Origin of the sequence: Pedobacter terrae (assembly GCF_036946585.1) — a bacterium.
In the GTDB taxonomy this organism is placed as follows: domain Bacteria; phylum Bacteroidota; class Bacteroidia; order Sphingobacteriales; family Sphingobacteriaceae; genus Pedobacter; species Pedobacter terrae_C.
Genome location: NZ_JAQIIV010000006.1, coordinates 128,844 through 146,094, shown reverse-complemented (window position 1 = coordinate 146,094; position 17,251 = coordinate 128,844). Strand labels below are relative to the sequence as shown.

The following is a 17,251-nucleotide window of genomic DNA, read 5'->3' as shown; positions in this document are numbered from 1 at the left end:
GAAACATATTGCTATATATAATTTTAAAAGCAGATTCAGCTCATAATTTTCATATACAATTTGTATAAAAATGATAAGGGAAAACGTATAAATTAAACAGAAAATTCAAAAAATATATTTTATGCAATCGGTTGAATTTTGTTTTTTTATAAAAAAAAACCAGAAGACAAAAGCATCGGATAATTACGATTGTCATCCTATTTATTCTACAAGCAAAATCAGTATTTTAACTGCCTTAGCTATTGTATTTTTAACATCTTTCTAACAAGTAGACCTTGAAATAAATTCAGGGTGACGATAAGAAAATAAAATCCTTTGTAAACATAACTTCAAAACAGATTATTGATCTAAATTGGAGTAAGAACTATTCTTTTACGGATTTAACGGCCTGTTTAAAAATTGAATAAAATTAATTCGTATATCAGTCAGAGCGTAGCCAATCACTTCGCCCCATTAGTATAAGCGATCCATTTTGCTACACTTGACAGACGCCTATAGAATGGTAGTCATCTCGACTGTAGCGCAGCGAAATGGAGAGATCTTGTACAGGGATAATAAGAAATCTAGCACAATTTCTATGCAGAAGTTTCCCGTTATTTATAGGTCATCTCTATTTATCAACTTCTGCTTCAAAAGGTGAAGCCGGTAAACCTGCTTTGTTATATAGATTAGCCCTATCGGGATTATCTGCCCATGCATAACGGACAAAAGCTGGCTTTAAAACCATTGGACTCAGAAGTACGACGGTATCACCTACCAACCTGGCCTGGGCCCAATAGAACACCTTGTCTTCGCCCGCAAGCGCGAAACCCATAAGCTTTTTAGATCCTTTAATCATGAGTCCGGGCGAACTATGGTCAAAATTTAGGGTCAATTCAGATCCCTTTAACCGATTTGAACTATAAATAGGTCCTGAATAGGTAATCTGCTGATCCTGGTAAGCTAAATGCTCGGCCCATAGTGCTAAACGTTCACCCACGTCTTTTTTATCCAACGGATGGATATCATTCCATTCGCCAGCATCAATGGTTACCGCCATTCCCGTATTGGGTACAACAAGTGCCTTCAGCTGACTTTGCCTAAACTGTGCCCAATTACTTTCTTCAGGCAAATAGTTGGCTTCCATAAAATTAGGCAGTTGTGCATAAATGAAAGGCAGATCACCTTGCTTCCATTTATTACGCCAGTCTTTTATAAGCGCCGGCAATAATTGCCCGTATGCTTTCGGATCTGCGGTATTTGATTCTCCCTGGTACCATACGAAACCCTTTATTGCAAATTGTACAGCTGGTGCAACCATGGTATTAAATAATCCTGTTGGCTCGTTCTGTGCAACTAAGCGCATTTCGGCATCGGAACGGAAACCTTGGTTCTGCCTGGGCTGGGCATAACCTACTTCGAAACTCCATTCTCCGCGTAAGTCTATTTTTTTATCGGGCGTGATTAAAGAGTAATTTTTATCGGGTACAAAGCCACCTTTGCCACTGTTGCTGATGACTTTTACAACAAGAATATTTTTTCCTGTTTTCAACAGTCCAGCCGGAACAACATACCTACGTGGTGGGTATTGATAAGTCGTATTACCGATAAATTTACCATTAAGGAATACAGAATCGGCATCTATAATGCGGCCTATATAAAGTTTAGCCTGCTGCCCGCTCATATCAGCTGGAATCTGCAGTTCTTTTCTGAAATAAAAAATTCCATTGATATTGCGGATTCCCTGATCTGCCCAGTATCCTGGCATCCAAAATTTTCTCCAACTGCTCGCATCAAAATCCGGATCAATCCATTTTACCGAGCCTGAAATCCCTTCATCAACTATAGGGGCTGATGTTGTTGGCCTGGCTAAATTCTTTTCTTTAAGTTTTTTCTGGTAATTAGCCATAAAAACCGAATCCCTGAAATTGTCTATTTTTTTTAGTTGTTCCGGATTCGTCAAAAATGCATCACGGCTCATCCAGGCCTCAATCGGGGTACCCCCAACGCTTGAATTGATGATACCTATGGGGATATTATATTTTTGAAAGAGTGTTTTTGCAAAAAAATAACTGGTCCCTCCGAAACCTAAAATGCCTGCACCAGTGGCAGGAACCCATTTGCCGGGAGGCAGATCGGTAGCTTCTCCTGAAAGGTTTGCTTTGGTAGGAACAAAAAAGTTCCTGATCAGGGGAAAATAGTCCTTTTCAATCACCTGTGGATAAGCTTCTTTTAACCTTTCCATCGGTAAGGCCATATTAGACTGCCCTGAGCAAAACCAAACATCTCCCAGCATAATATCATCAAGGGTAATTATATTTTCACCTGTAATGATCATTTTAAAAGGACCGCCAGCTTTCATTTTGCCCATTTTCACGGACCATGATCCCTGATCATCGGTAATAGCCTTATAAATTTTGCCGTTAAAACGGATGGTTATTTTTTCTTTTGCAGCTGCCCAGCCCCAAATCGTTAACGGGCTTTCGCGCTGAAGCACCATGTGACTGGATACCAACTGTGGTAGGGTAACTTTGGCAGAAACTGAAAAACGGAAAACCAGTAGCCAGACCAAGCCGCATAAAATTAATTTTGTTCTCATATTCTTATCAATTTCCAAAACTATTTAACCGTACCGGGCTTTAGCCTGCCATTTGAGTATAATGCGGCCATTAATGTTCAAAATTGTTTAGCTTAATAGAAGTAATCTCAAAATATCTGTAAATGCCCTTGGCTTAGTTAACCTTGATATGGAAATAATCAAAATCTGCATGCCCGCCAATTTGTTCTGTTGCATAATTGAAAAGGCCAAAACGATAACCCATAAAGTGTGGTAAGGTGTACGACATTTTTAGTTTTTCGCCAATGGTATTCCACGATTTACCATCTAAGCTGTAAGCGAAAGAAGCCAGGTCATGGCGATCCTTAAAATCACAGTCTAATCTTAAATAAATTTTTTGCTGTTTCAGTGGAATTTTGATGCTTTCTATGGGCTGATTATCGTTTACTGTATTCACTACGATAAATAAACCTTCTTTTAAAGATTTTACGCCAATCCAGCCATACTTTTTCTGCAGCAACAGCATCCCGGTGCAATCCCCAATTTTCATGTTTTTCAGATCGATGCTGGTTTCGGCTGAACTTGCGGGCCCTACTGTTCTTTGGGTAAGGGTATTTCTGGCCGAAAGCACTGAGGTATCAATCCTCGAGGTTTGAATCGTCAGATAACCTTTTCTTTTGGTGAGCGACCAATGGGCGTGATCTGGATTATGGTTCCATTGCCATACTTTTTTAAGGCCATTGTCTCCCCCTTTACCGTCAAAATCATCAGAATCTACGATACCAGGAATAAGACTTTGATTTTTAGCCAGCTGAAGTGTATCCGGAACTTTTGAACTTACACCCAGAACCGGCCAATCCTGCTCCCACTTAACCGGAACGAGATAAGGAATCCGGCCAACGGCGCCATAATCGCGAAAAAGATATGAAAACCAATGCCCTTCGGGGGTACTGATCAGTCCACCCTGTGCAACACCTTTATCCTGCAGCCCTATTTTTCCAATGTATGGCCCCATCAGTTTATCGGCCTTATGAATAATTACCGTCCGCATGCTGTTTCTTGGCCAGGTAATGTTGAACAGATAATATTGATCTTTTACCTTGAAAAGTTGCGAACCTTCTGCTGGCAGACCAGGGTTATCGCCAGCTACTTGAGTGGCATTTTCTATCAATACCTGAGGGCTTGTACCGGTTTTTATGCCTGATAAATCGGTATTTAATTCCGCAATCATAATTTTGCCTGCGCCATAAACCATAAATACCCTGCCATTCTCAAAAAACAGCGAATGATCGTGAAGTGCAGGACTAAAGGCAGACCTTTTCCAGGGGCCTTTTTCAATATCTGTAGTAGAATAGATGTAGGTTTTATTAGTTGTACCGGAAAAAGTACTCACATAAAACCGGCCTTCATGATAGCGTAAACTGCTGGCCCATGATCCTCTCCCGTAATCATTTTTACCATTATTTAAATTTAGCTGATCAATATTGGCAAGGGTATCATAAACATAGGTTAACATTTTCCAATTGACCAAATCATTAGATTTCATAATCGGAAGACCAGGGTTCATGTGCATGGTTGTACTGCTCATGTAATAGGTTTTGCCAACCCGAATGATTGAGGGATCGGGTACATCAGCAAAGATGATAGGATTTGTAGCGAGCTGGCTATGGGCTGTAAAAAACAGTCCATTTAAAAGCAGGGTACAAAGATAAAATACTAAGTTTTTCATAATGGGGTAAATTGGATTTATTGAAGAGGCTGGATCATATAAAAATAGGCTTAAATAAGTCTTTTGTCAAGCTATTGAAAAAAAGTGTTCGTCATCTCGACCGAAGCAACGCGGAGCGCCCGCCTGTGCGGACAGGCCTGCCCGTACAGGCGGGGAGAGATCTTTGAACCCAGTTAACAAGGTTTAGTTTTGCTGAGTAAGATTCCCGCATGCGCGAGAATGACGATTCTTTGAGGAGAACAATACCGTTAAATTTCTCCTCGTTGGTATTTACTTATATAGATCTCTCCATTCCGTTGCACTCCAGTCGAGATGACGATTGAACTACTAAGTGATACCGAAGAAATATCATCATTGCGAGGAGGAACGACAGCTTGTCCCGACAGTTCGGGGAAGCAATCTTTCAGCGAGCAATTTTTGCTATAAAGATTGCCAGCCTGTTGCCGGTAGGCTTCCTCGGCTGAAAAAGCCTCCTCGCAATGACGATTCTTTGAGCAGATGAATACAAACAAAAGCCTACTTGCCTTTGAGGGCTTCTGCAACACCTACATAAGCAGGCTTGCGTACAAAACCTCCTGTCCACAACCCAATTGGTTCATCAGGCCTCCAGAAAGAACTGGCCGGGCTATCTAACGGACTCCAGATGGTAATGCCATAACGTTGAGCAGTCGGAATAATCTCGAAATACTTATCAATCACATATTTATACATATCTGCCTGTGCTTTGTATTCTGCTTGTGTTACAACGGCTGTCTTTTTATTCGAAACGCCAAGATCCAGTTCGGAAATTTTGATCAGTTTGCCTGTAGCTGCCAATAGTTTGAACATTTCAACTATTTTCGTTTTATCAGTTTCTGTACCCATGTGCATTTGTGTACCAATACCATCCACTTTTGCACCTTTACTCTCAATATATTTTACATACTCAATCAGTCCCCTGCATTTATCAAGGCTGCTTTCTAAACCATAATCATTTATAAAATGAATATCAGCGGCATTCCCGTACTGGCGCGCCAATTTAAAGGCAGCCACGGCGTAATCTTTACCTAAATAGTCCTGCCAATAAAATTCATCGGCAGCTATATTGGTTTTACCCACACCTGTTTTCAACTGTGATGGATCTGGCCAGTCAGACATTGGTTCATTTACCACATCCCATGCTTTTACATTGGCTTTACTCACAGCGAGCATTCCGGCAATCCATTTATCGAGTGCAGCTGTTAAGATAGCTTTTTTCTCATCGGCAGTTTTTTCAATGATCTTATCACCACCATTTGGATTTACCCTGTTAATGGAGATTTTATCCATAGAAATTTTGCCTGCATAGGCTCCAAAGCTGAAAACCAAACGGGTTCTATCACCTGCCGTGATGGTTTTTTCTAATTGTACAAGCTTCCAATCCGTTGAAATATTAAAAGAGCCAAAATCATCGGCTCCATAACTTTTAGTTTCTTGTGCCGCTACTGAGGCTGCTCCATCTACACTGCCCTTAACATAAAAGCTGAGTTTATAGGTTGAACCGCTTTTAAATGGAGTTGTAAAATCTGTTGCAGTCTGCGCTTCCCAGGAATTAACCGCTTTAGGATTAGACATATTAAGCGCATAGCCGGCACCACCATATCCATCACCTTTAGGCGAAACCTCTCTAACAGAACTATTTCCCCAGCCAAACCAGCCTGAAATATTTCCCCCTTCAAAATCACTGTTACCAATGAGGTTATCCTCAAGCGCCGGTCCACTGGTTCCCTTAATGATAGTTGGTGCTATTAGATTATTGAGGTACTTGGCATTTTGATTGGCATGCCAGCAGAGGGTATGCCCATATACTTCCATGCCTGAATTTTTAGCATTTTCCAGTAATTTCTTCACATTATCAAAATCCATACTGCCATCATCCTTTACAATGGCGCCGTGTTTCATTTCATAACCGATTACAATCTGGTTAAAATTGCTGTTGGCCAGGCGATACAATACACCTTTATTATTGTATTCGGAAAGTGAGGTGGCTACCCCAAATTTAAAATCAGGATTGGCCGACCAGTTAAAATAAGATTTCAATGCTTTGTATGCATCAATCTGTTCCTGTGCAGCTATTGATGCCGGCTTTTCAACAGAAAAATCAAGTGCTTCATGTTTTTTACATGATACCGATAAAACCGGAAGACCGATGATTAAGGCAATTTTATAAATATTTTTCATCTTAATTACATTTTATTTTTTAACCGGATTAAAGGTTTCCATGGTTACGCCGCGGTTGCGCATCACAAGTGTATCGGTAGTGGCTACAGACATGTCATTAAGGTCTATGCTATAATTCAGATACAGGGCGTCTCTATCAGTATTTCCCCAACTGTTCTTTTCTCCGCGTTTGATAAACTTGCCACTTCCGGTAGCCGTAAAGGTATTGTCGGCAGCAGCCACGGTACAATTGCCTGAATTATCGAAAGTAAGCAGCAATTTGCAGGTGATATTTCGGTTGTCTTTATCCTTAAATACCGCATTAAATGTATTAGACTTTAAAGAGGAAGTTACCACCTGGTTAACCTCATCACTTTCAACATAGGTCATGTGCCTGCTAACGGTTTTATTTAAGCTGGTATTACCGTTTTTACCAGTAATTACATCTTTACCACGGCGCAGGTAGTAGCCATGCCAAGGATTGATGTATTTGATGGCATATAATGTATAGTTCTTGGCTTCCAAAATCTTATCGGCATTTTGTACTGAAGTCATCCGAAGCGGAATTACGTAGGTATTTTTCAGCGCCAGCGGGTCGGCAAAAAAAGCATCGGTAAGCTGTACCTGAACTCCACCGGTAATTTTACCTTTCGGGATAGTAATAGAACCACCCTGAAGGCTGTAGTAGTTTGCGGGCATGGCTACCACATTTCCGGCCCCGCCAAAAGTAAGATTGCTGGCCAAGGAATTGTCTACCGCCACACCAATACTTACATCATTTTTAACTTCATATACACCTCCCGTTGTGGCCATGATTTCGCAACGGTATTGATTGTCCAAAGAGGTATCATATAAATCCTCGCCCAGGGTAATGGTGCGAACAGGACTTTGATATGCAAAATATACAGTTTGGGTTCCGTAATCCGGAAATTCCCACTCCTGATTTTTGCATGCTCCTAAAAACACGGCTATTGCCAGCAAAAATTGGATTTTCTTTTTCATTTTTTTTAAATTTTAATCCTGGTATTGATGAACTACCAGCCTGCGTTCTGGATAAGGTTGTTATACTTTAAAATTTCACTATAAGGTACCGGACCATAGATCATGTAGGGCTGATACACCCGGTTTTCTACATTAATCGGAGTAAATGTTGCTCCGGTAATGCTTGTTCCCTGAGCTACCTCGTTCAGGCTGGCATTCCATCTGCGCAGATCCCAGAAACGGAAACCCTCAAAACATAGTTCCAGACGACGTTCATTTCGGATCAGTTCTCTCATCTTTACCTGATCTGATTTGATCGACTCCAGGTAAGGATCGTTATTATTAGTACCTACTCCTGCTCTCCGGCGGATAGCCTTGATCACATCATAAGCTGAATAAGCATTGTTACCACCATTTAATGGTCCCCAGGCTTCATTAGCAGCTTCAGCATAAGAGAGATAAATTTCTGTATACCGGATGCGTGGGTTATAATGTTTCTGGTTGGTGGTTGATGAAGGATTCAGGTTCACATCCTGCCTGAGCAGCTTACGCATATAATATCCGGTACGGGTAGAAGTTTCTACTTTATTCAACGCATCATTGGTAGGCCCGTTAAGCGTTGTATTAATCGTACTACCAGCTGTTCCCGCCGTACCGCCATTCACCAGGATGTATAGTTTCAACCTTGGATCACGGTTATCGTAAGGGCTGGATGCTATGAAGCCACTATTGGCGTCTGATATCGGATAGCCGTTAGCCATTGGGAATGCATTCACCAGGTTTTGTGTCGGATTGATTCGGCCGCTACCAAAAAGTGTTGGTGGAAAGTTATTTCTTTCCAGGTCATTGCTATTGCCCACATCGCTACGCCATAAAATTTCGGAAGGGTTTACGCCCGATGCCAATCCATCAATACCAGCATCTTTGTCATACCATTTAATGTCGTTCGCAGTCAGGTTCACCAATCCACCCCTCAAATTGATTACGGCGGCAGCATCGTTTGCTGCTTTTTCCCATTTGGTAACCGTTGAGGGATTAAATGCAGGGCTTGCAGCAAGTAACGATGCTTTCGCGCGGATGGCTTTTGCTATACGTGCTGTTACACGCCCCCTGAAATAATAGCCAAATACACGGTTATAGTTATCTTTTCCTACTCCCGAATATTTAGAAGGTATCTGTGCATCACTGGCAATATCCTCAAAATCAGTTGGAAGTAACTGTTCAGCCATATCCAGATCGCGATAAATTTGCTCCATTGTCGCATCAAATGTAGCTCTGGGTTTATTAAAATCGGCATCCTGGCCTTCTGGTTGCAACACAACTGGAACACCAAGCAGTTGCCCGTTATTGCCTTTACCGGCGTGAGCCTGTAAAAGGTAGTAGTTAAACATGGCACGAAGGGCATAACCCTCTCCTTTCATCCGGTCGTTAAACATGCGGTTAATATTAGGCTCAACGGCCCATTTCACCTGGTCAGTTACCGAGAAAAACAGGTTGAGGTATTGTATGGCCGCACGCGAATTGGTCCACTGAGAAAGTGGATTATTAATGGCCGTCCATTGCCCTGTAGCAATTTTTAGGTAAGCATTATTGCGGTCATTGCTCACGGCATCATCGGTAGCTACATCATTAAATGACCAGCTATTGGTGGGTATGCGGGCATAACCATTCAGCAGTAAACCTTGTGCATAGGTTGCGTTGTTGTAAGTACTTTCCAGATCAAGGTTATTCTCGATTTCAGGTTTTAACATATCCTTGCAGCCAACTGAGAAAAGCAGTACTGCCAAACCGATCAGAAGTTGTATTTTTTTCATATCTATTTGTTATCAGGGTTAAAACAAAGCCTTTACACCAAGGTTATAAAACCGGGTTTGAGGTGAGGTATTGACGTTAAGTTCCAGTATTTCACGTTCTGGTGCGATGGTAAGCAGGTTCATACCGCTGGCATAAATACCTAACTCCCTTACGAATCCGTTACGGAACAAATTTGCCGGAAACTGGTAAGATAACTGCACCTTTGACAAATCAAAACGGTTAGTACTGTACAGCCAGAAATCTGATGAGCGGAAATTATTATCGCTGCTTGCTGTGGTCAACCGTGGATAGGTCGCTGTAGCTTGTGTTTCAGGCGTCCAGCGGTCTCTAACCACTATTGAGTATTTATCTTCTCCATCTACCCAGAAATAACTACTGTTCTTCATGGCTTTGGCACCATAACGGCCAGTTCCCAATACAAACAGGGTTAAATTTCTCCATTTCGCGGTCAGGTTTACACCCAGGGTCATTGGTGCGCCTAACCATCCACCTTTACCAAGATAAACTTCATCTCTTGTATCAATAATGCCATCACCATTCTGATCTTTGTATTTTAAATCTCCGGGTTTAACCTGGCCAAAAGACTGGGCAGGCGAAGCCGCTATGTCAGCCGTGCTCGTAAAAAAGCCCATACTTTGCAGCCCCCAGAGTGCATCAAGTGGTTTTCCTGTACGGTTCAGGTAATCAAACTGGTAAGATTCGGCACGTTTAGTGGCTTTGGTATCATAATAGGTACCGGTTACCCCCAGGCTCCAATCTATTTCTCCGGTTTTTTTATTCATCCTGATGCCAAAATCGAATCCCCTGCGCTGATCGTTATCGTAATTTACATAAGGGATATCCGAATATACCGGAAATCCTGTAGTAAGATAAGAAGGATAAAGCACCCCTGGTTGTACGACATTGCCACGGGTTTGATTGAAAAATGCCGAGGCCGTAAAGTTGATCAGGTTTTTATAGAACGACCCTTCCAGACCGATATTAATTTCTCTTCTCTGTGGAAACTTTAAATTAGGGTTATCACCTCTTCTTCGGTCAAAAGTATGTACCAAGCCGCCATCGCGCCAGCTGTACCAAGCCGCATCGTTATAGGTAAAATAGCCCTGGTAAAGGTTATAGTTGTTGATGTCAAGGTCGGTATTCAAGATTCCTGCAGAAGCTGTAACTTTCAACTGATCAACGGTTTCAGAATTTTTAAGGAATGCTTCTTCACTAAGCCTCCATCCCAAAGATAATGTTGGCGAGAATGCGCCACGGTTAGCTGTTGGTAATTTTGCCGAATAAACATACGCTCCACTGAAATCGGCATAGTAGCGGTGATCATAGTTGTAACCCAACTGTAAACCGAGATTGGCGTTGTTGGTAGCATGATAAACCGAAGATTCGCTGATGTTAAAGCCATAACCCAATAATGATCCGGTAACATTATGCTTCTGTTTAAAAGTACGTGCATAATTAAACTGACCTGAAAAAGAGATGGTTTGGCGATAGGCACTTCCACTCACATTCTGTACGCCCGATTTGGCATCAATGCCATACTTCGTTAAACTGGAAATCTGATCAATGCCGGCGTAATTGTTCCAGGCCGCCTCATAAACCGAATAGGTATTATTGTACGATTGATTAAAAGAACTTGAATAATCAACGGCAAGCATGGTTTTAAAGCTCAATCCCTGCATCAGGCTGTTGAGATCGAAATTTATCCCGGTATTAAACTGGAATTGACGGGAAACATTACGGTTATAGCCTCCGGCATAAATACTGGCAAAAGTATTTGTTTGGTCAAGCTGACTGCCACCCAACAGGTAGCTACTATTGATGATGTTGTTGCTGTTATTAGCCTGTGCCAGCGATGCAACATCACCAGGCTCAATCATGCTGATGGGAATAAGTGGTGAAAAACGGTAAGGACGAACAGTGGCTGCGCTGCCCCAATAATCAGTATTTACGCCTTTGCCCGTATAGAAACTGGCTGTGGCATCTACATTTAGGGAAATGATTTTATTCAGTTTTACATCAATATTTCCACGTACATTAAAACGGTTGGCCCCACTGTTTTTTACAGCTTCACCAAAATTTAGCAGTGAGCCCATTGACCAATAACCAAGGTTAGTATAATAACGCGTGCGGTTGTTTCCGCCCGAAATTTCTGCGGTAAGGTCGTTTCGTCCATAGCTATTTCTCAAATAATCTGAAGAGTAGTAATCTACGTTAGGATAGCGGTAAGGATTTGTTCCCGAGGCATAGTTGTATATGGTTTGCTGCGTATAAAGGTCTGGCAATCCGTCATTGCGGCGCGCTTCATTATATAAGTTCATATATTCTGCTGAACCCAGAAACTGTGGATAGCTTTTAGGAACATTCAAACCTACATTGGCCCTTACATTTACCTTTTGCTCATAATTACCTCCCCTTTTAGTGGTAATGTACAGTACGCCTTTGGCTGCGCGGCTACCATATAATGCTACCGCATTAACCCCTTTAAGTACGGTAATCTGATCAATTTCCGTTGGCATAATGTTGTTGATGTCTCTCGGAATTCCGTCTACCAATACGAGGTAGCCGCCCATTCCCCAAATGTTACCGTTAAAACCTGGCAAAAGGGCATCCAGGCCTTCAAGACTGGAGGTGGTATAATTTTTTTCCAGCATTTGAGCAAGATTTATGGAGGAAACATCGCCCAAAAGGTCGCGTTTAGCCACTTTCCTGAATGCAACCTGTACAGAGTCTACCTGAGGCATTATAAATATGGTATCCTGCGACAGGCGTTCTTCGTTTTTATTAACGGATTTATTGTTTTTTTCAGCTTGCCTATTGGTTTGCGCTGATCCTGCTGCCGGCAGTAAAAACGCAACGGCAAGGCATAAGGCTGATATTATCTTGATCTGTTTCATTTCATTCGTTTGAATTAGTTTACGCCCTTACCAGCCTGGATTTTGTTTAAAATCTGCATACATGTTCACATCGGCATTTTTTAGTGGCAGCCAATAATGTTTCTGACTAAACTTCCGCTCCAGTATCACCACTTCTTTGAGGTTAACTACCCGGTTAGCAGTAGGATCTGTGGTGCTGAAACTTCCGCTACGATCAAACTCAACCGATGTTTTTAAGGTGTATGGTTTCTCAATTAATAGCAACCAGCGGCGCAGATCGTTAAAGCGGTGGCCCTCAAATGATAATTCTACCGCACGCTCTCTTCTTACCTCACCCAAAAATCCATCTACTGAAGTCAGAAACTTTGTTGCCACATTCGCGACTCCGGCCCTGGCGCGGATTACGTTGATGGCGTCAACAGCTGTTTTGGAAAAACCAGGGTCTTTACCTGTAGGCGAATTATATCCCATCAGCGCGGCTTCGGCATACATCAGGTAGATATCGGCCAAACGCATATAAGGCACATAAATGTGAAGGCTATTGCCATACGAATAACCATTATCATATTTGTTAGCCGTGATCGGAATAAATTTGCGTAAAACATAACCCGTTCTGCTTCCGGTACTCACATCACGGTAACTACCACTGGTGAATAAATTGGCATACCTGTTTTTTTCATCGCTGGCACCCATGGCACCTTGTACAAATTTTACGCCGTCAAAAACGATGTCATTATAAAACCTCGGGTCTCTTCCTTTCCATGGATATTCTGGATTGTAACCCGATTCACTATCGGCCTTGGTCACATCCTGGATTGGCAAGCCATTGGCCATACCATAATAATCCACATAATTAGCGGTAGGGGTAAATTTTAGGTCACCCTCTGAAATTACTACCGGTGTATATTGCTTACTGGTTCCCCAGTTGGAATTATTGGCACTAAAAAATGGACCACGGAATATAGCTTCAGTGCTTCCGGGTAAATCCCAGTTTTGCCCGCTGGTGTAAAAATTACGGTAATAGTTTTTGAATTCCACAAGTGCATACTGCGTAGTACCACTTTCGGTAAGGGAAAGCAGTTCAGCAAATGCAGCTGCTGCCTTTTTACAGTATTCCGCATCATAGTTCTTGCTACCTGTCGATTCAAAATTCATCAACGGACTTCCGGCCCACAGGTAGTTTTTACCGAGGTACCCCAAAGCCATGATTTTATTGATGCGCAATGAGTTTTTGCCCAATGTACGTTTACCTGCCGTGGTATTGTCCCAATTAACCGGTAAAATATCTGCAGCCGCCCTAAAATCTGCAGCTGCTTTGTCTGCACATGCTTTATAGCTTAAGCGTGGAAGTGTGAGTTTGGAATCGGTAGGCAAAACGGTATCTATATAAGGTAAGCCACCGAAATATTCCATCAGCCTGTGGTGAAACCAAGCACGGAAGAATAGCAGCTGCCCTTTGATGAGGTTTCTTTCTTCATCTGTAGCATCTGTCATTTTATCCATATTGGCCAAACCCACGTTTACCTTACTGATACCATACCAGGCCGCTTTCCAAAGATCCTTATTAAAACGGTCGTTATTGGTACTAAAATTATTGTGATTCATCCATCCCGATCCCCAGCCATCAAATTCAGCTTGCCAGCCCCAGAAATTTCCATCGTCTATTTTATGGATAAAATGAAAGTTTCCGGCGGTTGAAGTGATCTCATCTTCGCCCCAATTCCAGGAGTTGGTCCAGTAATTTGTACTAAAATTTACAATACAGTTATAGAGCTCTTCGGTATAGCCCTGGAAATTGGTAAAATTCTTAAAAGCTTCTTTCTCCGAAATCACGGTTTCATCGGCTTTATCCAGGTATTTTTCACACGAAGAAAGGGATACTGTCGACCAGATAATGGCACAACATATTAACGTTTTGATATATTTTTTCATGATTGTAGCATTAAAAAGTAATGTTGGCCCCAATGTTAAATCGCTTTACAGTTGGATAAGCACCTTGCGATGCCCAGCCGGTTCCGGCAAAATTGGATTCCCGGTCGTCAGGCATTTTGGTCCATACATACAGGTTGTTTCCGTTTACATATACGCGAAGTGATTCCATACCAATACGTTTGATGAAGCTTTTGCTTTTTTCAAAAGTGTAAGCCAGTTCTGCATTTTTTAAGCGGATATAAGACCCGTCGTACATATAGCGGTTTCCAGAAGTATAACCACTGGCGGTAGATAGCCACCTTGGTAGCGGCACATCAGCATTAGGGTTATCTTTGCTCCAATAAGATCCCTCATCATACACCAAATGGTTCTGTCCAGCTAAACTGCTAAATACCACCTGGCGCGTTACATTGTTTACACCATAGAGCTGAACAAACAGACTGAAACCTTTCCAATCAACACCAAATGTAGCATTGTAGGTATTTTGAGGGTTTGATGGGAAACCATAAGGAATATTATCTTTTGAATCGATCACACCATCGCCGTTATAATCAATAATGTAATAATTGCCCGGTAATTTTTGCCCGTCGTTATTGTCGTGAATGGTGCTACCATAAAGTTCATCCCAGGTATTGTAATTTCCGGCACTCACATATGAATAACTCTGACTGATTTGTTTATTGGCCCTTTTCTGATATTCTGGCAACAATTGTGCATCATCAGCTTCAATTACCTTATCCTTTGCATGGGTATAGTTCAGGTTGGCCCACAGTCTCCAGTTCTGTCCTAATCTTTTATTGAAGGCCAGCTCAAGTTCATAACCTTTGTTTTCTACGATACCCAGGTTGGCCACCGGCGCATCAACACCGAAATAAGAAGGAATGGCGCGGTTACCTCCCAAAATCAGGATATCCGTACGGCGGTCGCGGAAAAAGTCTGCCTTTCCGGTAAACATACCCTTGAAGAAACTATAGTCCATACCAAAATTGGTTTTCTTTACCTTTTCCCAATGCACATCAGGATTACCAAGCGCTGAGATTTTATACCAGGTATACGGACTTAATTCAGATCCCTCACCGGTTACACCAAGTTTGGTTTGACCGCCATAGGCCCACTGTGTAAGATAAAGCCAGCGACCGCTTACATTATCATCACCAATGGCTCCGTATGAAGCACGCAACTTAAGCATGTCGACAAACTTCAAGGGCTTCATAAATTTTTCTTCACTCAACATCCAGCCCAATCCCCCTGATGAAAAGAATGCGAAACGATTTTTTGTACTGAATTTTTCAGAACCATTGTACGCACCGTTATATTCGATCATGTATTTGTTAGCATAATTGTAAGTGGTACGGAAAACCCAATCTTCACGGTAGTTCGGAATCTCACTTCCGGTAGCTACTTCATTCCGGTTGAAAAGTCCCATCGCTGTAATGTTGTGGTTGGTACCCAATTTTACTGCATAATTGAGCTGGCCCTGGTAGAATAATCTGCGTTGGGTAGACCAATCCTGCACGGCTCCTCCGCTTGTGGTCCAGTTGATGCCGTTCTGAAAATCGAAGCGGTTGGTTCCGTCAAATGCCTGCTCATAAGTTGTCAACCCGGTTTTTGGATCAATCCATTTGCTTTGAATCCCATTGTATAAATCATTAATCCCCCGGTTTCCTTCTATAAAAGAATTATCCAGCGCTATGGTACCTTTGAAATTTAAGCCTTTTACCAGCGATCCCAGGTCCTGATCAAGGGTAAAGTCAGTGGTGATCCTACTCGTAGTGGTATAACCCACCCCGCTAACGGCGAGGTTTCTGGCAGAGTTTAAGCCTTTTTGCACATTCGGTGCATAATAACCCCATGTCCCATCAGAATATTGCGGCATAAATACATCCGGAGCTGTCGAATAAGCAGAAATCCAGTAAGAATAATCGCTGTTTGAATTGCCCCACGGACTTTTCTTCACACCTCTTGAACCAGATAGACTTACTTTAAAAAGCGTGGACTTGCTCAATTGAAAATCGAGGTTACTTCTCACATTTAACCGGTTAAAACCGTAACCCGGTTCGTAACCGCGATCGTTTTTAAAAGTGCGGAATAAATCGCCTTCATACAGGTAATCGGCATTGGCAAAATATTTCACTTTAGCGGTTCCGCCCGAAATGTTGAGGTTTACATTGTTAGACAAGGCGTAATCTTTAAACAATACCTCGTCCCAGTTTACATTCGGATAACGTTCTGATTCAGCTAAATTTGCCGGATAACGATATTTATAAATCGTAGCCTGCGGTAAATAATCCGCCCAGCTTTCGGGTTTTAGGGAAAGTTCATTTTCTATCGCCTGGTTCTTAATCGTCAGGGCATCATAAGAATCATATTTTCCCGGTAAACGCGATGGAGATTTAATTACATTGTTAATGGTCCCCCTGATAGACGCCTGCCCCTCTCGACCACGTTTGGTGGTAATCAGGATTACCCCGTTGGCTCCCCTTACCCCAAATACAGCAGTTGCAGAAGCATCTTTCAAAACCGATACCGTTTCTACTGAACCGATATCTACACTGTTCATCGGGCGTTCAATTCCATCCACTAAAATGAGCGGACCGGTATTATTCCAGGTACTGCGGCCACGGATCAGTATCTGAGGATCTTCCTCGCCTGGCATTCCTGTACTGGCAGTAGTGATTACCCCTGGCACATTACCGGTTAATGCAGCACCTATGCTCGATACGCCACCTGCACGTTCCAATACCTTACCGGTTGTTTGTGCGATGGCGGCTACCACGCTGGCTTTTTTCTGTGTACCGTAACCGATTACCACAACATCATTGAGCGCCGACTGATCTTCTGAAAGCACAATTTTAAGGTTGTTTTTCCCTTTTGCCGAAACCTCCTTCGTTACCATACCCACGTAGCCAATTACCAGGATGGACTGATCATTGGGTAGGTTAATCACAAACCGACCATCAGTGTCCGTTTGCGTACGGATATTGGTGCCTTTAACAGTAACTGTAGCACCTATTATTGGGATTTGCTTATTATCGGAGATGGTACCAGTTACCTTTGTCTGCTGCGCGAAAGTAATTTTGATCATCAGCATTAAGGTTAGCATTGTTAAACAACATCTTTTATAGAGTTGCCTTTTCGAGCCCAGGTTATCCCCAGCAAAATGCAATAGTATAATTCTTTTCATTTTTCGAAATCATTTATTGAGCA

At 42.2% G+C, this 17,251-nt stretch carries 8 protein-coding genes; all 8 read right to left on the bottom strand.

The features are described from left to right. Window positions 1-610 precede the first annotated feature (610 nt). Entirely contained in the window at window positions 611-2,578 is a 1,968-nt protein-coding gene (locus PGN18_RS11240; RefSeq protein WP_335319587.1) for a sialate O-acetylesterase, read from the bottom strand. A gap of 133 nt (window positions 2,579-2,711) precedes the next feature. Next, entirely contained in the window at window positions 2,712-4,265 is a 1,554-nt protein-coding gene (locus tag PGN18_RS11235; RefSeq protein ID WP_335319586.1) for a glycoside hydrolase family 43 protein, read from the bottom strand. A gap of 516 nt (window positions 4,266-4,781) precedes the next feature. After that, the gene (locus PGN18_RS11230) at window positions 4,782-6,464 is read right to left on the bottom strand and encodes an endo-1,4-beta-xylanase (protein WP_335319585.1); all 1,683 of its coding nucleotides are present in this window, start codon (window positions 6,462-6,464) and stop codon (window positions 4,782-4,784) included. Window positions 6,465-6,476: 12 nt separating this feature from the next. Then, complete coding sequence (locus tag PGN18_RS11225; RefSeq protein WP_335319584.1) at window positions 6,477-7,445, bottom strand: DUF5627 domain-containing protein; 969 nt, start codon at window positions 7,443-7,445, stop codon at window positions 6,477-6,479. A 32-nt stretch (window positions 7,446-7,477) separates the two neighbouring features. Further along, a complete protein-coding gene (locus tag PGN18_RS11220) occupies window positions 7,478-9,238 on the bottom strand; it encodes a RagB/SusD family nutrient uptake outer membrane protein (protein WP_335319583.1) in 1,761 nt (586 codons plus the stop codon). An 18-nt stretch (window positions 9,239-9,256) separates the two neighbouring features. Next, entirely contained in the window at window positions 9,257-12,133 is a 2,877-nt protein-coding gene (locus PGN18_RS11215) for a SusC/RagA family TonB-linked outer membrane protein (protein WP_335319582.1), read from the bottom strand. 27 nt (window positions 12,134-12,160) lie between these two features. After that, window positions 12,161-14,044 carry a RagB/SusD family nutrient uptake outer membrane protein gene (locus tag PGN18_RS11210; protein WP_335319581.1) on the bottom strand — a complete coding sequence of 628 codons (1,884 nt, stop codon included), beginning with the start codon at window positions 14,042-14,044 and terminating at the stop codon, window positions 12,161-12,163. Window positions 14,045-14,054: 10 nt separating this feature from the next. Continuing rightward, window positions 14,055-17,129 carry a SusC/RagA family TonB-linked outer membrane protein gene (locus PGN18_RS11205; RefSeq protein ID WP_335319580.1) on the bottom strand — a complete coding sequence of 1,025 codons (3,075 nt, stop codon included), beginning with the start codon at window positions 17,127-17,129 and terminating at the stop codon, window positions 14,055-14,057. Window positions 17,130-17,251: the final 122 nt, after the last annotated feature.